Annotated in this window: 19 protein-coding genes; 9 read left to right on the forward strand and 10 right to left on the reverse strand. The window is 37.3% G+C overall.

What is annotated here, in order from left to right; all coding sequences use genetic code 11:
* Positions 1–36 precede the first annotated feature (36 nt).
* The gene (locus tag ACN1CD_RS07290) at positions 37–1,860 is read right to left on the reverse strand and encodes a tetratricopeptide repeat protein (RefSeq protein WP_419129754.1); all 1,824 of its coding nucleotides are present in this window, start codon (positions 1,858–1,860) and stop codon (positions 37–39) included.
* Positions 1,861–2,129: 269 nt separating this feature from the next.
* Between ACN1CD_RS07290 and ACN1CD_RS07295 the strand changes: the two genes are divergently transcribed.
* The 3 genes from ACN1CD_RS07295 to ACN1CD_RS07305 all read left to right on the forward strand — a co-directional run bounded on the left by ACN1CD_RS07295 (position 2,130) and on the right by ACN1CD_RS07305 (position 6,486).
* A complete protein-coding gene (locus tag ACN1CD_RS07295; RefSeq protein WP_419129755.1) occupies positions 2,130–4,016 on the forward strand; it encodes a S9 family peptidase in 1,887 nt (628 codons plus the stop codon).
* A 3-nt stretch (positions 4,017–4,019) separates the two neighbouring features.
* The gene (locus ACN1CD_RS07300; protein ID WP_419129756.1) at positions 4,020–5,687 is read left to right on the forward strand and encodes a sensor histidine kinase; all 1,668 of its coding nucleotides are present in this window, start codon (positions 4,020–4,022) and stop codon (positions 5,685–5,687) included.
* A 109-nt stretch (positions 5,688–5,796) separates the two neighbouring features.
* On the forward strand, positions 5,797–6,486 hold the full coding sequence (locus ACN1CD_RS07305; protein WP_419129757.1) for a response regulator transcription factor: 690 nt from the start codon (positions 5,797–5,799) through the stop codon (positions 6,484–6,486).
* 416 nt (positions 6,487–6,902) lie between these two features.
* Here ACN1CD_RS07305 and ACN1CD_RS07310 read toward each other — a convergent pair whose 3' ends face one another.
* From ACN1CD_RS07310 to ACN1CD_RS07350, 9 genes are all read right to left on the reverse strand, one after another.
* Complete coding sequence (locus ACN1CD_RS07310) at positions 6,903–8,147, reverse strand: metallophosphoesterase (protein ID WP_419129758.1); 1,245 nt, start codon at positions 8,145–8,147, stop codon at positions 6,903–6,905.
* An 84-nt stretch (positions 8,148–8,231) separates the two neighbouring features.
* Positions 8,232–9,719 carry a magnesium chelatase gene (locus ACN1CD_RS07315; protein ID WP_419129759.1) on the reverse strand — a complete coding sequence of 496 codons (1,488 nt, stop codon included), beginning with the start codon at positions 9,717–9,719 and terminating at the stop codon, positions 8,232–8,234.
* A 21-nt stretch (positions 9,720–9,740) separates the two neighbouring features.
* Positions 9,741–10,034: a DUF3861 domain-containing protein gene (locus tag ACN1CD_RS07320; RefSeq protein WP_419129760.1), complete on the reverse strand. Its 294-nt coding sequence runs from the start codon at positions 10,032–10,034 to the stop codon at positions 9,741–9,743.
* 90 nt (positions 10,035–10,124) lie between these two features.
* Complete coding sequence (locus tag ACN1CD_RS07325) at positions 10,125–11,222, reverse strand: vWA domain-containing protein (protein WP_419129761.1); 1,098 nt, start codon at positions 11,220–11,222, stop codon at positions 10,125–10,127.
* A gap of 197 nt (positions 11,223–11,419) precedes the next feature.
* The gene (locus ACN1CD_RS07330) at positions 11,420–12,118 is read right to left on the reverse strand and encodes a hypothetical protein (RefSeq protein ID WP_419129762.1); all 699 of its coding nucleotides are present in this window, start codon (positions 12,116–12,118) and stop codon (positions 11,420–11,422) included.
* Positions 12,119–12,121: 3 nt separating this feature from the next.
* Positions 12,122–12,628 (reverse strand): hypothetical protein, encoded by a 507-nt coding sequence (locus tag ACN1CD_RS07335; RefSeq protein WP_419129763.1) that lies wholly within the window; start codon positions 12,626–12,628, stop codon positions 12,122–12,124.
* Positions 12,629–12,695: 67 nt separating this feature from the next.
* Complete coding sequence (locus ACN1CD_RS07340) at positions 12,696–13,421, reverse strand: intradiol ring-cleavage dioxygenase (RefSeq protein WP_419129764.1); 726 nt, start codon at positions 13,419–13,421, stop codon at positions 12,696–12,698.
* Between the two features lie 120 nt (positions 13,422–13,541).
* On the reverse strand, positions 13,542–14,249 hold the full coding sequence (locus ACN1CD_RS07345; protein ID WP_419129765.1) for a LytR/AlgR family response regulator transcription factor: 708 nt from the start codon (positions 14,247–14,249) through the stop codon (positions 13,542–13,544).
* Positions 14,246–15,355, reverse strand: a complete 1,110-nt coding sequence (locus ACN1CD_RS07350) for a sensor histidine kinase (protein ID WP_419129766.1) — start codon at positions 15,353–15,355, stop codon at positions 14,246–14,248. The genes ACN1CD_RS07345 and ACN1CD_RS07350 overlap by 4 nt, the downstream gene beginning before the upstream one ends.
* A 217-nt stretch (positions 15,356–15,572) precedes the next feature.
* Between ACN1CD_RS07350 and secA the strand changes: the two genes are divergently transcribed.
* From secA to ACN1CD_RS07380, 6 genes are all read left to right on the forward strand, one after another.
* Positions 15,573–18,875: a preprotein translocase subunit SecA gene (secA, locus tag ACN1CD_RS07355; RefSeq protein WP_419129767.1), complete on the forward strand. Its 3,303-nt coding sequence runs from the start codon at positions 15,573–15,575 to the stop codon at positions 18,873–18,875.
* Positions 18,876–19,162: 287 nt separating this feature from the next.
* The gene (locus ACN1CD_RS07360) at positions 19,163–19,540 is read left to right on the forward strand and encodes a PEGA domain-containing protein (RefSeq protein WP_419129768.1); all 378 of its coding nucleotides are present in this window, start codon (positions 19,163–19,165) and stop codon (positions 19,538–19,540) included.
* A 71-nt stretch (positions 19,541–19,611) separates the two neighbouring features.
* Complete coding sequence (locus ACN1CD_RS07365) at positions 19,612–19,839, forward strand: hypothetical protein (protein ID WP_419129769.1); 228 nt, start codon at positions 19,612–19,614, stop codon at positions 19,837–19,839.
* A complete protein-coding gene (locus ACN1CD_RS07370; protein WP_419129770.1) occupies positions 19,824–20,117 on the forward strand; it encodes a type II toxin-antitoxin system RelE/ParE family toxin in 294 nt (97 codons plus the stop codon). Before ACN1CD_RS07365 ends, ACN1CD_RS07370 begins: the two co-directional genes overlap by 16 nt.
* A gap of 108 nt (positions 20,118–20,225) precedes the next feature.
* Positions 20,226–20,666 carry an SPOR domain-containing protein gene (locus tag ACN1CD_RS07375; protein WP_419129771.1) on the forward strand — a complete coding sequence of 147 codons (441 nt, stop codon included), beginning with the start codon at positions 20,226–20,228 and terminating at the stop codon, positions 20,664–20,666.
* Positions 20,653–21,837 carry a M20 metallopeptidase family protein gene (locus ACN1CD_RS07380; RefSeq protein WP_419129772.1) on the forward strand — a complete coding sequence of 395 codons (1,185 nt, stop codon included), beginning with the start codon at positions 20,653–20,655 and terminating at the stop codon, positions 21,835–21,837. The genes ACN1CD_RS07375 and ACN1CD_RS07380 overlap by 14 nt, the downstream gene beginning before the upstream one ends.
* Positions 21,838–21,887: the final 50 nt, after the last annotated feature.

Genomic DNA, 21,887 nt, shown 5'->3' on the forward strand with positions numbered 1-21,887 from the left:
ATGCTAATATTCAGCAGTAGATAAAATGATCAACTATTAAATGCCGTCGCCACGTAAATTTCTGAACCTTTTTCTGGCTTCATTGCTAAACATACTGCCTGGATAATCGGTAATCAGTTTTTGGAAATAGCTTTTTGCTTGCGCCACATCATTAAGTTTCTTTTCGTACAAATCTCCCAACGTAAATAAAGCGTCGTCGGTCCAGATACCATCCTTGAAATTATCTGCCACCTTTTTTAGTAAATCAGCTGCTTTTTGAAAATCGCCAGATTTAATAAAGATTCTTGCCTTACTCATTAGAACGGCATCTGCTAAACCATTTTCGGGATAAGTAACCGCGATGCTATCCAATTTTTTAACGGCTCGCATCGGCAAATTTCTGAACAGCAACATTTCTGCATCTGCATACATTTTTAATGCATTACTATCTATTGGTGTTTGAATGTTATCAGAAATCAGCAGGCTTAAATTAAGGGCATCATTTGCGATCAGCTGCGACGTTGCTGCTTTAAGTACCAGACACTGGCCGTTGCTGTACTCAAAATTGCCTTGATAAAATGAAAGTTTAGCACTTCTAAATCGTGCTTCATTTCCAATCGGTTGCCCTTCAAATTGCTTACTTACCTGTTCATAAACCAGAAAGGACTCCCAAGGTTGATTTGTCAAAATGTAAACATCGCCCAAATCTAATTTTAGTTGTCCGATATCTGATGAATTAATTCCCGGTAAATGGAGTGCTTCTTCCAGGCTTTTTTCGGCATTACCTGGTTGATTTAAGTGATAAGCCTGCAGGTTAGCCAATTTTTTAATGGCAAATAAGGTGTTTTTATTTTTCCCATTTTCCTCCAGCAAAACCTGATAATCTTTAGCCAATGCGACCAGTTCAGCTGCCGTATATTTACCAGAAGTTTGAAGATTATATTTCGTGTTTAACATTTCAATCTTCGCTGGAAGATAATATTGGCTTTCCTTCCCCTTGGTTAACAGATATTCATAAGCTTTTATAGCGGTTTCATAAGCACCATTATCTACAAAAGTGGAGACGGCATTAAATAAAGTTCCGCCATCTGCTTTCGTCCGTTTATCAAAAGCAATCAGTTGTCGCAAGGCCATGTCGAACTCCTGTTGCTGAATATAATTCCAGGTTAATAGATTGATATAAACTTCCGCATCAGGTTCTTTTTGAATTTTTCTCAATATTGCAGTCTGAAAAATCTGATAATCATTTTTATCCTCAAAAATCATTGATAAGGTGCTTTTTGCTTGTGGCAGCAATTGCGGAATCGAGTTTAAGATATCCAGATATTCCTGCATCAGCATTGGCTTATCTTTTTTGAAGCGGTAGATGTTTAATAGTTCCAGGGCAAAAAGCTTATCGTCACCTAACAATTTTCTTCCCTGTTTGAAAGTTTGAACTGCTAAATCATAGTTTTCAAACCGATAAAAATTATTAGCCAGATTCCTGATTTTAAATTCGTCTTTGGGTAGTTTGGCAATGATCTCATTGAAGATTTTATTCGCCGCTCCAACATCGCCCTTTTCCTGGTAAAGCTTGCCAAGTGCTATTGGATAAGCATCATTTCCAGGGTTTTGCTTTACGAATTTTTTAACTAATTTTTCGGCAACATCATAACGGTTAAGTTTGATTAAAGTATTGAAATAAACATCAAAATATCCCTGATTATTGGGGTTAGTAAGGATCTTTTCTAATAACACAGCAGCCTTTTCATAATCGCCATCCCGGTAATATTGTACGGCTAAAGCACTTTCATCGTTTGTAAAATATTGATCGTTGCGTGAAATCTGTGCCTTTACACTAAAGCTCAAAAGAAAAAAAGCGAAGACGATTAAACGATTCATAATCCTGATTTGTAAAATTTAAATGTAGTAAAAAGCCCTGAAAGGTAAAAGGTTTACGCTTAAAGATTGGCTAAATGGATTTAGTTTAACACAGGCAGCGGTCGCTTAAATTTTAATAAGAATGTTACCTGTATTTTGTTTTGTCTGTTTCTGATAAATACTAAATTGACCAGCATGCCTGCATTCAGGATGAAAGTAACATTGTTAGTGTAAAACGTAGTTAAGTGGTTGGGATGCCTATTTTTGTTGTCCCTGTGAGGAAATTATTTATGTTGAAAAGAGTTATTCTATTGATTATAATTGCTGTGATCTGTGCTTGTAAAGGTTCGGAAGATGTGAATATTATCCCTGTAGATGATTTCTTTAAAACTCAGGATAAAGCTTATTATCGCATCTCGCCAGATGGTAAAAGCCTTTCTTATCTAAAACTGCAGGATAAAAAACTGGATCTTTTTGTCGAAAATCTCTCAAGTGGAAAAAGTGTTCAACTTACTCACCTCACTGAAAAATCGATCAGCTTCCACTTCTGGACCAGCAATAATGAATTGATTTACTACACTGAAGACGATACCAAAGAACGCCGGTCTGATCTGTTTGTGATTAACAAAGATGGCAGTAAACAGGTTCAGCTGAGTTCGAACGAGAAAACCCGGGTACGGGTTATTGAAGACCAGTTGATCGATGATAAGTATATTATTGTCGCTTCAAACAAGAGAGATTCTACTGTTTTTGATGTTTATCGCTTAAATGTGCGTAATGGAAAAATGGAAATCGCTGCAAAAAATCCAGGTAATATTACCGAATGGATGACCGATAATAAGGGAATCCTAAAGATCGCTGTTGCTAGTGATGGCGTGAACGAAACGCTGCTTTACCGGGAAAATGAAAGTAAACCCTTTGCACCTGTAATCACCAATAATTTTGAAACAACGTTTCAGCCAATTGCTTTCCCTGAAAATGAGCCCAATGTTTTATATGCAATCTCTAATGCTAACCGGGATAAAAATGCCTTGGTGGCATTGGATTTAAAAACAGGTAAAGAGAAAAAGGTATTGTTTGCCAATGATACACTGAACGTGGTAGAAACCAGGTATTCCAGAACTCAAAATAAGATTATGTTTGTTACCTGCGAAACCTGGAAAAAGCAGAAGTATTACCTTGATGACAGTTCGAAATTGACTTACAGTAAAATAGACAAGCTTTTGCCGGGTACAGAATGGCGCATCATGGATAAGGATAAGATGGATAATGTTTTCATCGTGAGGACGTTTACTGATAAAAATCCAGGTTCTTATTATCTGTATACAGCCAGCGAAAATAAACTTAAGAAACTTACAGATATCAACTCGTCTATTAAGGAAGAAATGATGAGCGCTATGAAACCAATAAGTTTCAGAAGCTCAGATAGTTTAACCATTAATGGCTATTTAACATTACCACGAGGCCAAAAGAAAACTAATTTGCCGGTAGTTGTTTTGCCGCATAATGGTCCGGGTGGAAGAAATTCGTGGGGTTATAATGCAGAAGTGCAGTTTTTAGCCAATCGGGGTTATGCGGTGTTGCAGGTAAATTATCGTGGTTCAACAGGATATGGCAAATCATTCTATGCGGCGGGTTTTAAGGAATGGAGTGATAAAATTCAGGAAGATGTGAATGATGGTGCACGTTGGCTGATTGATCAGAAAATTGCAGATCCAAAAAAAATCGCCATTTATGGGAATGGTTTTGGAGGGTATATTGCATTAAATTGTTTGTATAAAAATTCCGATATTTATAGCTGTGGAGGATCTAATTCTGGCGTAATTAATTTATTTAGTTACCTGAAAGGAATTCCGCCATTCCTAAAGTCGAATTTACAGATGTATTATGAAATTATTGGCAACCCGGTAACAGATACAGATTACCTACGTTTTGCATCTCCTGTTTTTCACGCAGATCGGTTTAAATCGCCGATTTTTATTGCCCAGAATCCTAAAGATCCCAGGGTAAATGTGGCCGAAGGTGTTCAGTTTATTAAAGAACTAAAAAAGCGAAATGTGCCGGTAACGTATATTGAAAAAGAGGAAGGACCGAATCCAATTAAAAGACAGCAAGGGCGAACTGCCTTATACAAAGCGTTAGAAGAATTTTTAAAGACTAATATCAGTAAGAAATAAGGTATGGCGCTGGATAAGAAAAGCGGCTATCGCAAAAATTTCTCGCTGGGTGTTACCTTCATTGTATTAATCTCAATCTTATTTATACTTTCTCTCTTTCTGGCGTTCAACTTCAGTAAAAAATCGATAGAAAATGAGTTTGTATCAGAAAAGGTAAATGTTCTGGAGCAAAGCATAAAGCCCTACAATGATTTCTTCCAGAATAAAATGCCCGAGATTTCGTATTACAATGGCTTCCTTGATTCTGCCACAGCCGCAAAATTTGTAGATACCATTATTGTAAAATATCCATTTGTTTCGAGGGTTACGTTTTACGACACTGAAGTGAAAAACATTGCCGTAAAGGATGGGATGAATGTAGGGGACCTATCCATTGGTCCTAAATCTATTTTTCAGTTTGGCAGAGGCATTTCAGCAGATTCTATCCGATTATTTTCTGAATCTGATACACGGTCTTTCAAGGTAGGGGATGACTTCAACGCCATGGCCTATAAATTGGTTACATTCGTTGATCAGCTAGATACTGCCGCTGTTCCAACTCAGGAAGAACTTTTTACAAATTTTTCAGTCGTAAATTCTAACAAAATCACCTATTTAAATATTCCAAGAAGAGAAGATTTAAAGATTTATAAAGACATGATGCGGCGCAAGCTAAATCTGCTTCCGGTTTATCAACAAGATATGCTGGTTTTTCAGCTTGATCCTAATAAAATTAAAGTAGTAAATACCCGGCCACTATTATACCAGAAAATTAAGGTTGAGCCTTTAACATACGATCCAATTGATACTTCGGAAGAAAACATAACCACCGAGATTGCTTTGCCGGGTGCTTTCTCTGATTTTAAGTTGTATTTTACCAGTTCTAAATCCTATATCAAAAGGGAAACCTTTATTTATTTTATGCCCATTGCATTGCTTTTGCTCTTGGTTTATGGTGTGTTGCTTTTGGTGGCTTTTCTAATCTACCGCAACTTAAACATCAATAGCAAGATGTTTAAGCTCCAGTACGATTTTGTAAATAACCTTACGCATGAGTTTAAAACGCCTGTTAGTGTGATAAAAATAGCAGGGAATAATATTAAGAGTGCAACAGTGCTGAGCCAGAAAGAACAACAGCTTTATGGTAAAATATTGGATGAGGAAGCTGATAAACTGAATGGCTTAATGAATAAGTTATTGGCTTTTACACAGATTGAAAATAAGGCCATAAAATTGAATCAGGAAACGGTAAATATCAGTGATTTTATCGAAAGCACTATCGAATCGCACACTTTGAAACACCCCGATTTTAAGATGACTTATGAAGTGGTAGGATTTAAAACCTTCATTACCGATCCGGTGTTATTAGGGAGCCTGTTCGATAACCTGGCAGAAAATGCGTACAAGTATTCGAAACCAGAAAATAAGAAGCTTCACATGAGTGCCAAGTTAATTAAAGGTGTGCTGGTGTTTCGTTTTGCCGATAAGGGGATTGGAATTGCTTCAGGTGAATTGAATAATATTTTTAAGAAGTTTTTCAGGATTCAAAACGAATATAACCAAATGGGAAGCGTTGGTCTTGGTTTGGCATTTTGCAAAGAACTGGTTAACTTTATGGAGGGAGAAATCTCCGTTAAAAGTAAAGTGGGTATGGGTACAGAATTTAAAATTGTGCTGCCTTATAATAGTTAAAATGTAATTGAAACGTTGGATATGTTGGAAAGTTTGAATGTTGTAATGTCGTTTTGACAACCTTTAAACTTTTCAATCTTTTAACATTACAACATATAAATACACACAAATGTCTAAAGAAGTAAAAATATTAATTGTAGAAGATGATGAAAATCTTCGTTTTTTAGTTGCACACCGTTTAAAAACTGAAGGCTATCATATATTAGAAGCAAATGATGGCGAATCGGGCGAGCGCATGATTATTGCTGATCAACCTGATATTGTTTTATTAGATTGGATGATGCCCGGAAAGCAAGGTGCCGAAGTTTGCGAGAGTGTTCGTAAACAAGGGTTCGAGAACCTGGTAATTATGATGACTGCAAAAGCACAGGATGTAGATAAAATTGATGCCTATAACTTTGGTGCCTCAGACTATATTACCAAGCCATTTAATATGGATGTTTTGGTAGCCATGCTGGAGAGTAAGGTGAAGTTCATTGTAAATAAAGATACTGCCGAGATTCATCGTTTTGGTAATATGGAGCACCATCCAAATATTCATACATTATTCAGAGATGGGAAGAAGATTGAGCTTACAATTTTAGAAAACAGAATTCTGCTCTATTTCTTAAGAAACCCGGGTAAGGTAATTAACCGTGATGAACTGATGTTGGTGGTTTGGGGATACAACTCTGATGTAAATACACGTACACTAGATATGCATATTGTTCGCTTACGGAAGAAGATAGAATTGAATCCTGATAACCCACAGTTGCTTCAGACTGTTCGTGGTGTTGGATATCGCTTTAATGCGGGATAGGGTTTAATTAGAGAATGATTGAGTTTTTTATGAGGGGATTTTAGCACGATGCTGTAAATTACCGACTAAAGGAGCCTTTTGTTTTGGGCTTCTTATTTTTAAAATCATTATAAATGATAATCAGGTGATCGTCATTGCGAGGTACGAAGCAATCTCCATTTGCTTACACCATATCACGAATGAGATTGCTTCAATCGATGAAAAATCAACTTACGAAGTTTAGCTGGCCTGTGCGACGGAGAACTTCGTAAGTTTAAAACAGCAGTTTTTACGCAGCAATCTCCTTTTGTTTACACCATATCACAAATAAGATTGCGAAATCGATTTTTCATCGATTTCGCAATGACGACCTCGTTAGTAAATTCTCTCATTCAATTATTCTCTCATTCAATTATTTCCTCACTCAATCATTAATTTTAAGCTCTCTTCAAAGTAAAAACCGTAATTTCTGGCAATACGCCAACCCTACCCGGATAACCTAAGAAACCGTAACCCACATTTACGTAAAGCTGTTGTTTTTGTTCCTGATACAAGCCTGCCCATTCCTTATAAATGTATTGAACAGGACTCCATTGATATTCTTTTAACCGAACACCAAACTGCATACCGTGGGTATGGCCGCTAAACATGGCATCGATTTGAGGATACTTCTGTAATACTTCACCACGCCAGTGAGAAGGATCGTGACTCAGCAATAATTTTACCGGTAAATCATCTGTGTTTTGAACGGCCAGTTCCATTTTTCCATACTTAGGAAAGCGGCCCATTCCCCAGTTTTCAATTCCTAAAATACCAATCTCTTCGCCATCAACCTTTAACCTGCGGTGTTCATTCATCAAGAGGTCATAACCCATAACTTTATGCACATCAACCATGTCTTTAAGGTTTTTAACCTTGGCAGGCGAAGATTCTTTTCCAAAGTAGTAGTCGCCATAATCATGGTTTCCGAGCGAAGAATAAACGCCGAGCGGCGCTTTTACCTTTGAAAATATATCCTGATAATCTTTTACTTCATTGGTGAGGTTGTTAACTAAATCGCCGGTAAAGAAAACGAAATCTGGTTTTTCTGCCATCAGTAGTTCCACACCACCTTTAACAGCTGTCTTATTGTAGAAACTACCAGAGTGGATATCGGAGATTTGCGCCATGGTGATGCCATCAAATGCTTTTGGAAGGTTAGGTAAGATCAAATTCACCCTTCTTACCTGATAATCGTAAGCACCGGAGATGATGCCCCAACTTAACGATGTTAAGGGTACGGCAGCGGCTACTAAACCTGCTTTAACCAGGAATTCTGAACGGGAAATCGGATCTGTTTCGCTAATCGGCTGATCTTTGATAACTGTTTTTTTTCTGAAAATTTTGATGAATAACCTGCGTAAGTCATCCAAAACCAAAAAAGGCAACATTGCCATTTTGCAGGCTACCGTTAAAAAGAATGCCACAAGAATAATTGCTCTTAGCGTTAAAAAGAGATTAAGATAAATTCCGGCAAAAACGCCAATAATTAGCAGGATGCTATAACTCCAATAGGCAACAGTGAAGATTTTTTTTGTTGATGGTTTCCATTTTTTGAAAACCGAAATAATTGCTTTGAAACAATAAACATCGAAGACGAGGATAAAAATACAGGCGGCAATGATAAAAGGTAATCTTCCCATGATCGGGTTTTAAAATTTTAGTTAAAAAATAAGGCAGGTTTTTGGCCTGCCTAAAATTAAAGAATTTATAATCGAAATATAGAATTATCTAAAATCGTCTTCGTCCTCTTCTTCATCGAATTCTGCATTAAACAAACTGCCAAACATATCGCTGAAGCCGAAACCACCATTCAGATAGTTTTTGCTCAACTGAGAGTATTCAGCCAATCCGTGCAATACAAATTCCATTAAAAGCAAGGTTTGATTTTCGCTTAATTTTGGATGAAACTTTTTAACGGTATCGTACAAGTTTGGTACCAGCATTAATGCTTTTTTGTATTGAATATTGGTTAAGCTATCGGTAACATCAACATTGTTTCCTTCAGTAAACCATTCGGTAATTTCTGTGTAGGGGTTTGTATCTTTTGTCTTTTTAGCCTTTTCAGGATCCGGGAAATAACGTGCAAATAAAGTTTTTACCGCTTTACCAATTAAGGTTGTGGCTACATGTGCTGGTCCTTCCAGTTCACCTTCATAAACCAGTTCGATTTTTCCTGTAATGGCCGGAATAATTCCAGCTAAATCTGATAAGCGAACGGCTGTATTCTTCTCACTGGAGATGAGCATTCTTCGTTCAGCAGTGCTGATTAAATTTTCGTATGCCGAGATGGTTAACCTGGCCGAAACACCAGATTTTTGATCAATGTATTCACTTTTACGTGCTTCAAAGGCAATTTGCTCAATTAAGTCTTTTACCAAACCATCTGCCTCAATATTGGCACGCTGTGATTCGGTTAACTTGGCTTCCTGGAAAGTGATTTTGCGGGAAATTTCGATGCTTTTCGGATAGTGGGTTAAAATCTGACTTTCAATCCTATCTTTCAATGGCGTAACAATACTTCCACGGTTGGTATAATCTTCCGGGTTTGCGGTAAATACAAACTGAATATCTAAAGGCAAACGAAGTTTGAAACCACGAATCTGGATATCTTTTTCTTGCAGCATGTTGAATAATGCCACCTGAATCCGCGCTTGCAAATCCGGCAATTCATTGATTACAAAAATGCTTCGGTGAGCACGTGGAATTAACCCGAAATGAATCACACGTTCATCATTATAAGTTAATTTTAAAGTTGCGGCTTTAATCGGATCAACATCACCAATTAAATCGGCAACGGTTACATCAGGTGTAGCTAATTTTTCTGTATAACGATCGCTGCGGTGCAACCAAGCAATTTCGGTATCATCACCTTTGGTGGCAATTTCATTTCTGGCAAACCAGGAAATAGGATTCAACGGATCGTCAAAAATTTCGCTTCCGGCAACGTAAGGTACATATTCATCTAACAGGTTAACCATTAAACGGGCAATACGCGTTTTCGCTTGTCCGCGTAAACCTAAAAGTAAAATATTGTGACGGGAAAGAATTGCTGTCTGCAACTCTGGAATTACTGTTTCATCGTAACCGATAATACCCTCAAACTCTGTTTTTTTATCGCGGAGAACTTTAATCAGGTTTTCCCTAAGTTCTTCTTTAACGCTTCTGGATGTATAGTTTGTAGCCTTTAACTGGCCTAATGTTGTATTTTGCATATATGGAATGTATACTATTCGTTATTTACTCTTCAATTTTTTCATAAACTCACCAATTGCGGGTTGAAGTTCTTTGAAAAGTTCTTGGTCTCTGTTTTTTAAAACTACTTCTGTAAACATTTTCAAACCAATGGCAAACTCAGTACTTTGGTTTTCATCATCAAAAATATTTTTACTTTTAATGGCATTTATAATGTTAAATATATTGTCGTGATTATCAAATTCAAGCGTTAAAGGCACATTGTTAATATCTTCTTCTTTTGCTAAAGATATTTCTTCTAATGTTAATTTATACCTGTTTGTACGTTTAGCCATTTTAATTTGGAATGAGGTTCGCCTTAATTGTAAATTTCTATTTTTATCACTATATCTTCCGACTCCGGACTAAAGACTTCGGACTTATTACTACTTTACTGTTTTTCTTCTGTTTTTAATATAATCTTCAAAAATGTATTCGCCTAATCCTGTTAATGAACTGTAGAATGCTCTGCCGCCATTAATTTCGGTAAACTGACGTACAAATTGTTGCAGATACGGATCTTTAGCAATCATAAATGTTGTGATTGGGATTTTTAACCGCTTACATTGAGCAGCCATATTTAAGGTTTTGTTAATTACCTTTCTATCCAGTCCCATGCTGTTTTTATAATACTTTCCGTTTTCTTTCAGGCAGGTTGGTTTCCCATCGGTAATCATAAAAATTTGCTTATTATGCGTTTTACGTCTTCTAAGCAAATCGGTAGCCAATTCCAGGCCAGCAAAAGTATTGGTGTGGTAAGGGCCAACCTGTAAGTAAGGTAAATCTTTCACGGTAATTGGCCAGGCATCATTTCCAAAAACCACAATGTCTAAAGTGTCTTTAGGGTACTTGGTTTTAATTAATTCTGCTAAAGCCATCGCTACTTTTTTTGCAGGGGTAATTCTATCCTCGCCGTATAAAATCATGGAGTGCGAAATGTCAATCATCAACACAGTTGAAGTTAGGGTTTTAAAATCCTTTTCTTCTACTTCTAAATCCCTGTCGGTTAAGGTAAAATCGCCAATGCCATGATTAATCTGCGCATTTTGGATGGAGGCAGTCATGTCGATCTGATCCAGACTATCACCAAAGTTATATTCCCGTCTATCAGCATTTTTTTCTTCGCCAATACCCGATTGATTACTGTTGTGATTTCCGCGACCTGATTTTTTTAACTTTCCAAAAATTTCATCCAATGCAGATTTACGAATGGTTTGCTCGGTTTTAGATGTGATTTTAAATTCTCCCGACTTATTATCTTCGGTCAGGTAGCCTTTATCTTTCAGTTCATCGATAAAATCGCCAATGCCGTAATCATTATTTGTTAATTTATATTGCTTGTCGAGTTCGTTCAGCCAGCTTAAAGCCTCTGCCGCATCTCCTGAAGTATAATTTAGCAATTCGCTAAATAATTTCAGCAACTCATCGAACCCACCCTTTGGCGTATCGCCAGGCTTGTAATCAGAAAAACGAAAACCTCTCATGTGCTTTTAATAACGGATATCCGAAGGTAAAAGTTTCGATTTGTATTAATTTAAGCGTGATGTCATATTTGGGAGGTGAAGGGGCGTTTTTCGTTTGGCGTTGATCGTCCATCGTTTTTCTTTGCTCGTCTGTCGTTGTTCGTTTTTAGCGATGACATAAAATTTTGGAAACTTTAAGGAAGATTAATTTCATGAACTTAAAACAATGGAAACATCTCCAGCGTAACAATAATGGCATTATTGCTAAGTGCTTCCAATTCTACTTGCTCCAAATCCCACAGCGCTAAACCGTCTCTGGCATGCAACAATCTGCCTTCCACTTCAAATGCGCCATCTATTACGAAGGTGTAAAATTTGTTTTGAGGGTTCTTCATCTTATAAATTGCCTCTTCTCGCCCGGCGAAAAAGCCCGCAGTTAATTTAAAAGGAAGCTTCGTATGGGCAATAATGTCGATCAGTTGATTTTTGCTTTTTTCAAAATCAAAATTAAATAACATCTCGCTGGCCCTGAGTAAAAACAGGTCAGTCCTGATTCCGATCTGAATATAATTAATTGTGTCCGTTGGATAAGGATTACTGATCTCCAAGACCTCACCCTTGCCCAGGTTTAAAACCTGAATTTGTCCTGTTTCTACTGCGAATTCCTTGCCACCTTGCACAATATCAATTCCACCTGTAATGGGCATAAATATTTGATAAGAGTCTTCCTTCGATAAGAAAAAAGCCATTTTACCTCCTGCCAGATATTCATCATTGCAAATGAATAAATCTCCAAAAGCTTCTTTATGCTCGCTGTAATATTGGTCGAAATTAAAAGTGCTGTATCTTCTAACAATGGAAGTTTCAGTTAAGCCTCTTTGATCGGCGAGGTATATTTTTCCTGGAGAAATGCCCATAAATTAATCGATAATTTTTATAGCGTGAATGCTAACAAAAGGTTGAATTTGAAATAAGTTGGTGAATGTTTCTTCAGCTATTAATTCTGAATGTTGCGATACCAAAAGCATGTTACCAATAGTATTATGCCAAAGGAGTGGCTTCGAAAAAAAGTTGATGGCAATTTTATGTTTTGATAGATCATTGATATCGGAGTTAATAATTTCAAACTTGAAGTGCTCGAAAGTTAAAAAGCGCCTGCCCAGGTTATCCAATATATCTGGGATAATCCCATTCAATTGCCTTAAATAACCAGTTATGGCTGCGCTTACTAAGAAATGAAGTTTTTCTGCACCTTCTACATTCAGCATCAGTTCGGCAAAAGTTTCATATTTCTGTTCTGCATTATAAAGCTGCGACTGCATTTTAAACTCGGTAAAACTGTCTTCATGCACATATTTATCCCAATGGTTGTTGCTGGTTGCATCAATAATTTTTCGGTAACAAAGGGTGATCACGTTCTTTGGCATGGCGTAAAAATAAAAAAGACGTCAAGAATTCCCTAACGTCTGGTAAATTAAAACGAAAAATAGACTATTAAGCGCTTACGTTTAACTTAAAAGTAAGGTCGAAACCTGCAGTTAAAGATCCGCTTACGGCTGCAATTTCCACACCCGTTTTATCATCACTAAAAACATTATCTGCATTGTTATAAGTATAGCCGCTCATTCCTTTACTATAGCCATTAACTAAGGCAACTGATGTGCCTGCACCTTCCGGGAAGGCGATTTGCGTTACTTTTAAGGAGGTACCTGCTGCATTATATACATGTACGTGGATGTGGGTTGCGCGACCACTGTACCATCCCGGGAAAATCGAGGTGAAGGTAACCAGCCCATTAGCATCAGTGGTTTGGCGGCCACGTAAAAAGTGTACCGATTGATAATTGGTAGACTGCATGCCGGTTCCACCATATTCAGAATAATTACCTTCCGCATCGCAATGCCAGATATCTACAATGGCGCCAGCAAGCCCTGCACAACTATTATTTAAATTACCAATGGTAATTTTTGCCGTTAATTTATATCCGGTTTTGCCATCTGTAATGTCGCTACGAACATAAGACGCCGGAACTTTTGTTGGAAAAGGCCCTTCAGTTTCTGTGGGGGCAATTGTACAGGTGCCATTGGTACTGGTGGTTGTTCCGGCCGTGCCTGATGTGTTACCACTATCTGAAACACTGTTATTTTTACAGGCATCGATAATTATTGGAGTAGAGATTGCACCAATCATCAAACTCCTGATAAAATTTTTTCTTTCCATGTTTTTTTAGTTGCTTAACAGGATCAAGTATGGGGTAATTAAGTAGTTTTATCAAACATGTCTCGACATAAAAAGCTTTTCTCTCGGTAAAAGCGCAATAAGCTAAAAAATGTTAAACGGTCACTGGTTTTTCCACTCGTTGATTACCTCTGCATAAGTATCGCTGATGGGTAATATCTCTCCGGTAATTAATTCAGCTTTGCGGTTGTGGATCGAAGTAATTTTTTGTGTGGAGACCACAAAACTCCTGTGAATTCGCTTAAATTGGCTGGCTGGCAATTTTTCCAGCATTTTTTTTAACGGCATTAATGTTAAAATCATTTTGCTGGCCTGAAGGTGTATTTTAACATAATCTTCCAGGCTCTCGATATATAAAATATCCGACAGGTTAATTTTAACTAATTTATATTCAGAGTGTACAAAGATGCTTTCTTCAGTAGTGGGGATGCTTTTTTCATTCTGGTAACGATAAAATTCTTTTGCTTTATTAACAGCTTTTTTAAAACGGATGTAATCAATAGGTTTTAAGAGATAATCTACTGCTTCAAGTTCAAAACCTTCGAAAGCAAAGTTTTTGTGTGCAGTAGTAAAAATAACCATTGGTTTGTAAACGAGCGATTTGAAGAGGTCTATTCCGGTAATGTCCGGCATGTTGATGTCAGAAAAAAGGAGATCAATGTGGTGGTTATTTAGAAATTCTGAGGCGGCAATCGCATCTTCAAACACGCCTGCAACTTCCAGCTCTTCTGATGCCTCTACATAACTTTTAATCAGCGCAGCAGCTAAAGGTTCATCATCGATAATTACACATTTCAAATTTTTATTCATGATAATTGAATCGTTAAATTAACAGTAAATAACTGATTTTTGGTTTCTACGTTTAAAATGTGAAGGTCTTTGTAAAGGTAGTTTAATCGTCTTTTGGTGTTTTCTAATCCGATGCCACTTCTTTCCGGGTTTATTTTATCAGGATAAATTGCATTCTGACAGAATAGAATCAGCGAATTCTGCTTACTGAATAATTTGATCATTAATGTGTTTTCATTGTGGTTGCTCACGCCATATTTAAAAACATTTTCTACAAAAGCCATCAGCAATAAAGGTGCAATTTTTTTGTTTTCAAAGTCTCCTTCCAGTTCAAATATCAGTGATGTTTTTTTGGTAAGTCGCAATTTCTGTAAATCAATAAAATCAGTAATACAGTCTATTTCTTGCTGCAGGTCAACAAAATCATGCCCGGCTTCATCAGTAATGTAGCGCATAATGTTTGATAGCTTCATAATAGAAGGACCAGTATTATCGTCTTTAATGATGGCGAGCGTGTAAATGTTGTTTAGGGTGTTGAAGAGAAAATGTGGATTAACCTGTGCTTTTAAAAAAGATAATTCGGCCTGTACTTTTTCGGCTTCGGCAAGTAATGCCCTTTGCGTAGTCAGGTTTAGTTGTCTGCTGGTTTGTTTGGTGAAACTGATAATGATGGTGAGAAAAAACAAGAACAAACTCGCTATATCTATTCTAGGGCCACCATTTAACCGTTTACCTGGTGGCGGAGGGAAATTTTTTGATCTGAATGGCGGCGGTGGGTTGCGGTACTCTGGCATTGCGTCATCAAATCTGGTTGGGTGATTTAAAAGATGCCGGTTAGCAAACACAAACTTATCGAAGGGCCTCAGCCAAAGCACTAAAGATAGCATGATGGCAATGCTCAAAAAATATAAAACATTTGATTTGCCATAGAATTTAGGAAACAGGTAAAGTGTATGTAAAAAATAAATCGATAAAAAAACCAAACAAAATACAATGTATTTTAATATTCCGCTGGTGCTGATCAGGTATTTAATGTTTTGATCGGAAAGCATCAGCATAGGCAGACTTAACAAAAAGATTGCTGCAATGATCTGGATGGAATTCTTAAAAATCAGGTGCTTTAACATAAACAAATTAAACAATCTCCAGGCAATTTATCTATCAAGTATCGATAATTTAGGGTTTTGTGTAGATGATTTAATTTATCCTTGGTTTATATGGGTGATAATTTAGAATATATCCTTAATTTTAGCCGCTAGCAACTGCCAAACTGACTTAAGCAAGACAATGGCTTGGTTGTTGTAACTCAAAGGTTTTTTAATAATAAATACGATTTAAAATATAATGTTAGGATTTTTAGCGAAGGTTTTCGGAAGTAAATCAGATAGAGATATTAAAGCAATACAGCCACTGGTTGTTAAAATAAACGAAGAATACGCTAAGTTATCTTCGATCAGCAATGATGAATTGCGGGCCAAAACGATTGAATTTAAAGGTAGAATTTCTGCTTTTTTAACTGAAATTGATGGTAAAATTTCTGCATTGAAAGCAGATGCAGAAAGCAATGATTTAGATCTTCATCAAAAGACAGCTATTTACGATCAGGTTGATGCCTTAGGGAAAGATCGTGATGCTGAATTAGAGAAAGTATTATTGGAAATTCTTCCAGAGGCTTTTGCAGTAGTTAAAGAAACTTCCCGCCGTTTAAGTGAAAACGAATATCTGGAAGTTACCGCTACCCAATTCGACAGAGATTATGCAGCACGCAAAAGCAATGTTAAAATTGTTGGCGATAAAGCATTATGGGCAAACCGTTGGGATGCTGCCGGAACTGAAGTGGTATGGAACATGGTTCACTACGATGTGCAGTTAATTGGTGGTATCGTTTTACACAGTGGTAAAATTGCGGAGATGGCTACGGGTGAGGGTAAAACCTTAGTAAGTACGTTACCTGCTTATTTAAATGCCTTAGCAGATCAGGGCGTACACATTGTTACGGTGAATGATTACCTGGCACGTAGAGATAGTGAGTGGAATGGTCCTTTATTCGAATTCCACGGAATTAGCGTTGATTGTATAGACAAACATGAGCCAAATTCTGAAGAAAGAAGAAAAGCTTATGCTGCCGGCATTACTTATGGTACAAATAACGAGTTTGGTTTCGATTACCTGCGTGACAATATGTCGCAAACGCCTGACCAATTGGTGCAGCGTAAACAACACTTTGCCATGGTGGATGAGGTCGATTCAGTTTTAATTGATGATGCCCGTACACCTTTAATTATTTCAGGTCCGATTCCTCACGGAGATCAGCACGAATTTTATGAGCTAAAACCACGCATCGAGCGTTTGGTAAATGCGCAGAAAGCATATGTTAGCCAGGCTTTAAACGAAGCTAAAAAATTAATCAATGCAGGCAACAGTGGTACTGAAGAGGGTGAAGGTGGTTTAGCATTACTACGTGCTTACCGTGGTTTGCCAAAAAATAAGGCCTTAATTAAGTTCTTAAGTGAAAGCGGTGTTCGTGGTTTATTGTTGAAAACAGAAAACTACTACATGGCCGATCAATCTAAGAATATGCCTAAGGTAGATTCAGAATTGTATTTCTACATCGATGAGAAAAACAATCAGGTTGAGTTAACAGAAAAAGGTATAGAGTTAATTACCCAATCGGGCGAAGACCCAACTTTCTTTGTATTGCCAGATGTTGGTACAGAGGTTGCAGAATTAGAAAAATCAGACTTGCCTTTAGAGGAAAAAGTAACCACTAAGGATGCTTTAATGCGTGATTATTCTGTGAAAGCAGAACGTATTCACTCGGTGAATCAATTATTAAAGGCTTATACCTTGTTCGAAATTGATGTAGAATACATCATTGATGAAGGAAAGATTAAAATTGTAGATGAGCAAACTGGTCGTATTATGGATGGCCGTCGTTATTCTGACGGGTTACACCAGGCGATTGAGGCTAAGGAAAATGTTAAGGTTGAAGATGCAACCCAAACTTACGCTACCGTAACCTTGCAAAATTATTTCCGTATGTACCATAAACTTTGTGGTATGACGGGTACTGCAACCACTGAAGCAGGAGAGTTCTGGTCGATCTACAAATTAGATGTGGTAGAAATTCCGACTAACAGAAATATTTCAAGAAGAGACGAGCAGGATTATGTTTACCGTACTGTTCGTGAAAAGTATAACGCAGTTGCCGATGAAATTGTGAAGTTAACACAAGCTGGTCGCCCGGTATTGGTGGGTACTACTTCAGTGGAGATTTCAGAATTATTAAGCCGGATGCTTAAGCTTCGCGGCATTAAACACAATGTACTGAATGCTAAAATGCACCAGAGGGAGGCAGATATTGTTGCCGAAGCTGGTCAGGCAGGAACGGTAACTATTGCAACCAATATGGCTGGTCGTGGTACGGATATTAAGTTAGGTGCAGGCGTTAAAGAAGCAGGTGGTTTAGCAATCGTGGGTACAGAACGTCACGAATCGCGTCGTGTAGATAGACAGTTGCGCGGTCGTGCTGGTCGTCAGGGTGATCCGGGTTCATCTCAATTCTTCGTATCATTAGAAGATAACTTAATGCGCTTATTTGGTTCAGAAAGAATCTCTGGCATAATGGTGCGGATGGGTATTGAAGATGGTGAAGTAATTCAGCATTCGATGATTACCAAATCTATTGAGCGTGCGCAGAAAAAAGTAGAGGAAAATAACTTTGGTATCCGTAAACGTTTATTGGAGTACGATGATGTGATGAACTCGCAACGTACCGTAATTTACGCTAAACGTAAAAACGCTTTATTCGGCGAACGTTTAGATGTGGATATGAACAACATGGTTTTTGATGTTGCAGAAGATATCGTAACAGAATATAAAGAAGAAGCAAATTATGATGGTTTCAAGTTAGAAGTAATCAAGAATTTCTCTTTAGATACTGCCATAACTGAAAAAGAATTTGCATCAACAAATATTACGCAGTTAACTGAAAAGTTATTTGATGAAGCAGAAACTTTCTATGCCCGTAAATCAGAAGCAGTGATTCAGCAATCATTACCTGTTTTAACCCAGGTTTACGAAGAACGTGGTGAGCATATTGAACAAATCGTTGTTCCGTTTACCGATGGTATTCGTGGCATTCAGGTGGCTGTAGATTTGAAGAAAGCTATTGATAACAAAGGAAAAGAAGTGGTTCGTTCATTTGAAAAAACCATTGTTCTGGCTCTGATTGATGATAGCTGGAAAGAGCATTTACGCGAAATGGATGATTTGAAGCAATCCGTTCAAAACGCCGTTTACGAACAAAAAGATCCATTGGTAATTTATAAAATGGAGGCTTTCAACTTATTTAAAAACATGCTTAATGCGGTGAATAAAGAAGTAGTGAGTTTCTTGTATAAAGGTGGTATTCCAGTTCAGCAAGAGGCTGAAGATTTGAGAGAAGCACCGGCACCGGTAAAACAACCTAAGTTACAAACAACCAAGCAAGAGTTTGGTAGAGAAGAACCAGGTATTGAATTTGGTGATACCCGTGAAGCAGTTCCTCAACAACCTATTCGTAAAGAAGCAACTGTTGGCCGTAACGAGCCTTGTCCTTGTGGAAGCGGTAAAAAATACAAAAACTGCCACGGCGCAAATTTGTAAGATAAATTATATAGCACATTATTAAGGCCTTGACTTTTGTCAGGGCCTTTTTTTTATAATGATATTCTTAATAGTCGTAAATGTTTCTATATTTATTGAAGTAGGATGCTGAGATTTCCTAATGAATCTAACTGAATACCTTCATTATAAAATTTAATTAATCAAAATAAATTGGTAGGCAATTTATGGCGATATTTTAATGTGAAAAATACGGAGCTGAAACCATTAAAACAGGGCGGAACTGAAAAGCCATAAGAGTAAGACATACAAATAAATCACACACACAAATGAAAAAAGTTTTTACCGTAGCCGCTGTTTCTGCAACGTTAATGTTCTCCAGCTGCGCAACAATTTTTACCGGAACCAGGCAAAATGTTCAAATTAATTCTTCTCCACCAGCTGCAGACATCGAGGTAGATGGTCTTAAAGTAGGCGTTACCCCAATGGCTGTTTCATTGAAGAAAGGATTTACTGGCCAAACAGTAAGCCTTAAACTGGAAGGTTATGAAACGAAGATGTTTCAGCCAACAACAGATTTTAATGCGGTAGCTGTATTAAACTTCATCGGTTTGATAGGTTGGGGTGTAGACGCCGCAACTGGCGCAATGATGAAGTATAATCCTAAAGTTTACGAAATCCAATTAGAAAAGAAAAAATCTAATTAATACCTTAAAAAGCCGGATTCCTAAAAAAATTCGGCTTTTCTTTTGTTGTTTTATTTTAGTATTTTTGATATATGGAAACTTTAACTATAAATATTCCAGAGGATAAAAGTATTGTTGTTAAGCAAATTTTGAAAGAATTTGGAGTAACTATTACTGATACAAATTCTCAAAATAAACCGTTGTTGTTGTCCCCTGAACAGCAGCAAGAAATTATTTCATCCCAAAAGCAAATCAAAAATGGCTTATTCGTATACCATGACACGCTTAATGATGAAATAACTGAATGGCTAAAGAAATAATCTGGTCTCACAAAGCGAGAATTAAACTTTATGCTTTACTAGAGTATTACGCTCAGCGAAACGGTAGTAAAAAATATTCTGCAAAATTATTTAGTAAATTTAATAAGGAAATAAAACTTCTAATTAGAAATCCGCAATTAGGTATTCAATCCTCAAAGGCAGAGATTAGAGGATTGATTGTTCTGGATTATATCATTTTTTATGAAATTGATAATCAGAGTATCATTATTCACACTATTTGGGCTTCTAATCAAAATCCAGACAATTTGGATATTTAGATCGCTCAATTAAACTATTTGCACAACCCATAAAGAATGCCGAATTTTGCAGCAAATTCGGCATTCTTGTTTTTAAAACAATTTTCGTTTGTCCGCTGTAATATCATCATGAAAATATTTTACTCAATCATTTTTTGTTTATTGTTATTTAAGGCATCTTTTGCACAAAAAGGAGAAGTTATCGTTATTAAAGATCCATTGATAGATAGCTTAATAGCCAAACGGATGGCGGTATACAAAACAGCTGGAGAAGTAAAACCAGGAAAACCAATTGTTTCATCTTTCGGATATCGGGTTCAGATTTTTTATGGTTCAGACAGGCGGGAAGTTTTTAATCAGCAGGCACGTTTTAAAACATTATACCCGAAGCTCAATACCTATTTAATTTATAAAGAGCCAAACTATTACGTAAGGGTAGGAGATTTCAGGACCAGATTAGAAGCTCAGCGATTAATGAGTGAAATAAGACCAACCTTCCCAACGTTATTTATATTCAGGGAAAAAATTAATGCACCACAACTAGATATCACCACTGATGATCAAAGATAAAATTAAGGATTTAGCGGCAACTATTTTTAATGATGTAGTAGGCTATCGCCAACACTTACATGCAAACCCGGAATTATCCTATCATGAATTTGAAACTTCTGCATTTGTTAAAGAAAAATTAACACAGTGGGGAATTGAATTTACCAGTTGTGCCAACACAGGTGTGGTCGCCTTACTCAAAGGAGATCTTCCATCAGATCAGGTCATTGCTTTGCGTGGTGATATGGACGCATTGCCAATTACCGAAATTAGCGATAAACCCTATGCTTCTAAGAACCCCGGCGTAATGCATGCCTGCGGTCATGATGTACATACTTCCTCACTTCTGGGAACTGCCTATATTTTAAGCCAACTGAAAGCTGAATTTGCGGGGACCATTAAGTTTATCTTTCAACCTGCTGAAGAATTACTTCCCGGAGGCGCCAGTATTATGATTAAAGAAGGCGTTTTAGAAAATCCAAAACCAGATTATATCGTTGGTCAGCATGTAATGCCTTTGATTGATGCCGGCAAAGTTGGTTTCCGATCTGGAATTTACATGGCCTCAACGGATGAGTTGTATGTTACGGTAACCGGAAAAGGCGGTCATGGTGCACAGCCACATCAAAATATAGATCCGGTTGTGATCGCTTCACATATTATTATCGCCTTGCAACAAATCGTAAGTCGTAATGCAGATCCACGCATTCCTTCCGTTTTATCTTTTGGTAAAGTAACGGCAAATGGTGCAACTAATATTATCCCTAACGAAGTTAAGATTGAGGGTACTTTTAGAACGCTGGATGAAGAATGGAGGGCAGAAGCGCATAAACGTATGAAAAAGATGGCCGAAGGCATTGCTGAAAGCATGGGCGGTAGCTGTGACTTTGACATCCACAAAGGTTATCCATTTTTAATTAACGAAGAAAAATTAACGGCAAATGCCAGGTCGTTCGCAGAAGATTTTCTGGGCAAAGATAATGTAGTGGATCTGGATATCTGGATGGCTGCAGAAGATTTTTCATTTTACTCCCAAGTAATAGATGCCTGTTTTTATCGTTTAGGCACTGGGAATGCTGCAAAAGATACCCAATATTCAGTTCACACACCCAAGTTTGATATTGACGAAGATGCATTGAAAATATCAACAGGATTAATGGCTTACATCGCCTTAAAGCAACTCGGCAATTAACAAATGATGGAATAAGTATTCTTCCTTTTTACTAATTACAAATCCCATCA

The sequence above is a fragment of the Pedobacter sp. N23S346 genome (assembly GCF_048515415.1).
Lineage (GTDB): Bacteria > Bacteroidota > Bacteroidia > Sphingobacteriales > Sphingobacteriaceae > Pedobacter.

What these genes read in the sequence shown, in the direction of transcription:
- ACN1CD_RS07350 (WP_419129766.1), bottom strand. Translation starts at nt 15,355, where the DNA reads ATGTTAAAGCACCTGATTTTTAAGAATTCCATCCAGATCATTGCAGCA.
- ACN1CD_RS07300 (WP_419129756.1), top strand. Translation starts at nt 4,020, where the DNA reads ATGGCGCTGGATAAGAAAAGCGGCTATCGCAAAAATTTCTCGCTGGGT.
- ACN1CD_RS07315 (WP_419129759.1), bottom strand. Translation starts at nt 9,719, where the DNA reads ATGCAAAATACAACATTAGGCCAGTTAAAGGCTACAAACTATACATCC.
- secA (WP_419129767.1), top strand. Translation starts at nt 15,573, where the DNA reads ATGTTAGGATTTTTAGCGAAGGTTTTCGGAAGTAAATCAGATAGAGAT.
- ACN1CD_RS07290 (WP_419129754.1), bottom strand. Translation starts at nt 1,860, where the DNA reads ATGAATCGTTTAATCGTCTTCGCTTTTTTTCTTTTGAGCTTTAGTGTA.
- ACN1CD_RS07360 (WP_419129768.1), top strand. Translation starts at nt 19,163, where the DNA reads ATGAAAAAAGTTTTTACCGTAGCCGCTGTTTCTGCAACGTTAATGTTC.
- ACN1CD_RS07345 (WP_419129765.1), bottom strand. Translation starts at nt 14,249, where the DNA reads ATGAATAAAAATTTGAAATGTGTAATTATCGATGATGAACCTTTAGCT.
- ACN1CD_RS07370 (WP_419129770.1), top strand. Translation starts at nt 19,824, where the DNA reads ATGGCTAAAGAAATAATCTGGTCTCACAAAGCGAGAATTAAACTTTAT.
- ACN1CD_RS07375 (WP_419129771.1), top strand. Translation starts at nt 20,226, where the DNA reads ATGAAAATATTTTACTCAATCATTTTTTGTTTATTGTTATTTAAGGCA.
- ACN1CD_RS07310 (WP_419129758.1), bottom strand. Translation starts at nt 8,147, where the DNA reads ATGGGAAGATTACCTTTTATCATTGCCGCCTGTATTTTTATCCTCGTC.
- ACN1CD_RS07305 (WP_419129757.1), top strand. Translation starts at nt 5,797, where the DNA reads ATGTCTAAAGAAGTAAAAATATTAATTGTAGAAGATGATGAAAATCTT.
- ACN1CD_RS07325 (WP_419129761.1), bottom strand. Translation starts at nt 11,222, where the DNA reads ATGAGAGGTTTTCGTTTTTCTGATTACAAGCCTGGCGATACGCCAAAG.
- ACN1CD_RS07340 (WP_419129764.1), bottom strand. Translation starts at nt 13,421, where the DNA reads ATGGAAAGAAAAAATTTTATCAGGAGTTTGATGATTGGTGCAATCTCT.
- ACN1CD_RS07380 (WP_419129772.1), top strand. Translation starts at nt 20,653, where the DNA reads ATGATCAAAGATAAAATTAAGGATTTAGCGGCAACTATTTTTAATGAT.
- ACN1CD_RS07335 (WP_419129763.1), bottom strand. Translation starts at nt 12,628, where the DNA reads ATGCCAAAGAACGTGATCACCCTTTGTTACCGAAAAATTATTGATGCA.
- ACN1CD_RS07330 (WP_419129762.1), bottom strand. Translation starts at nt 12,118, where the DNA reads ATGGGCATTTCTCCAGGAAAAATATACCTCGCCGATCAAAGAGGCTTA.
- ACN1CD_RS07365 (WP_419129769.1), top strand. Translation starts at nt 19,612, where the DNA reads ATGGAAACTTTAACTATAAATATTCCAGAGGATAAAAGTATTGTTGTT.
- ACN1CD_RS07295 (WP_419129755.1), top strand. Translation starts at nt 2,130, where the DNA reads ATGTTGAAAAGAGTTATTCTATTGATTATAATTGCTGTGATCTGTGCT.
- ACN1CD_RS07320 (WP_419129760.1), bottom strand. Translation starts at nt 10,034, where the DNA reads ATGGCTAAACGTACAAACAGGTATAAATTAACATTAGAAGAAATATCT.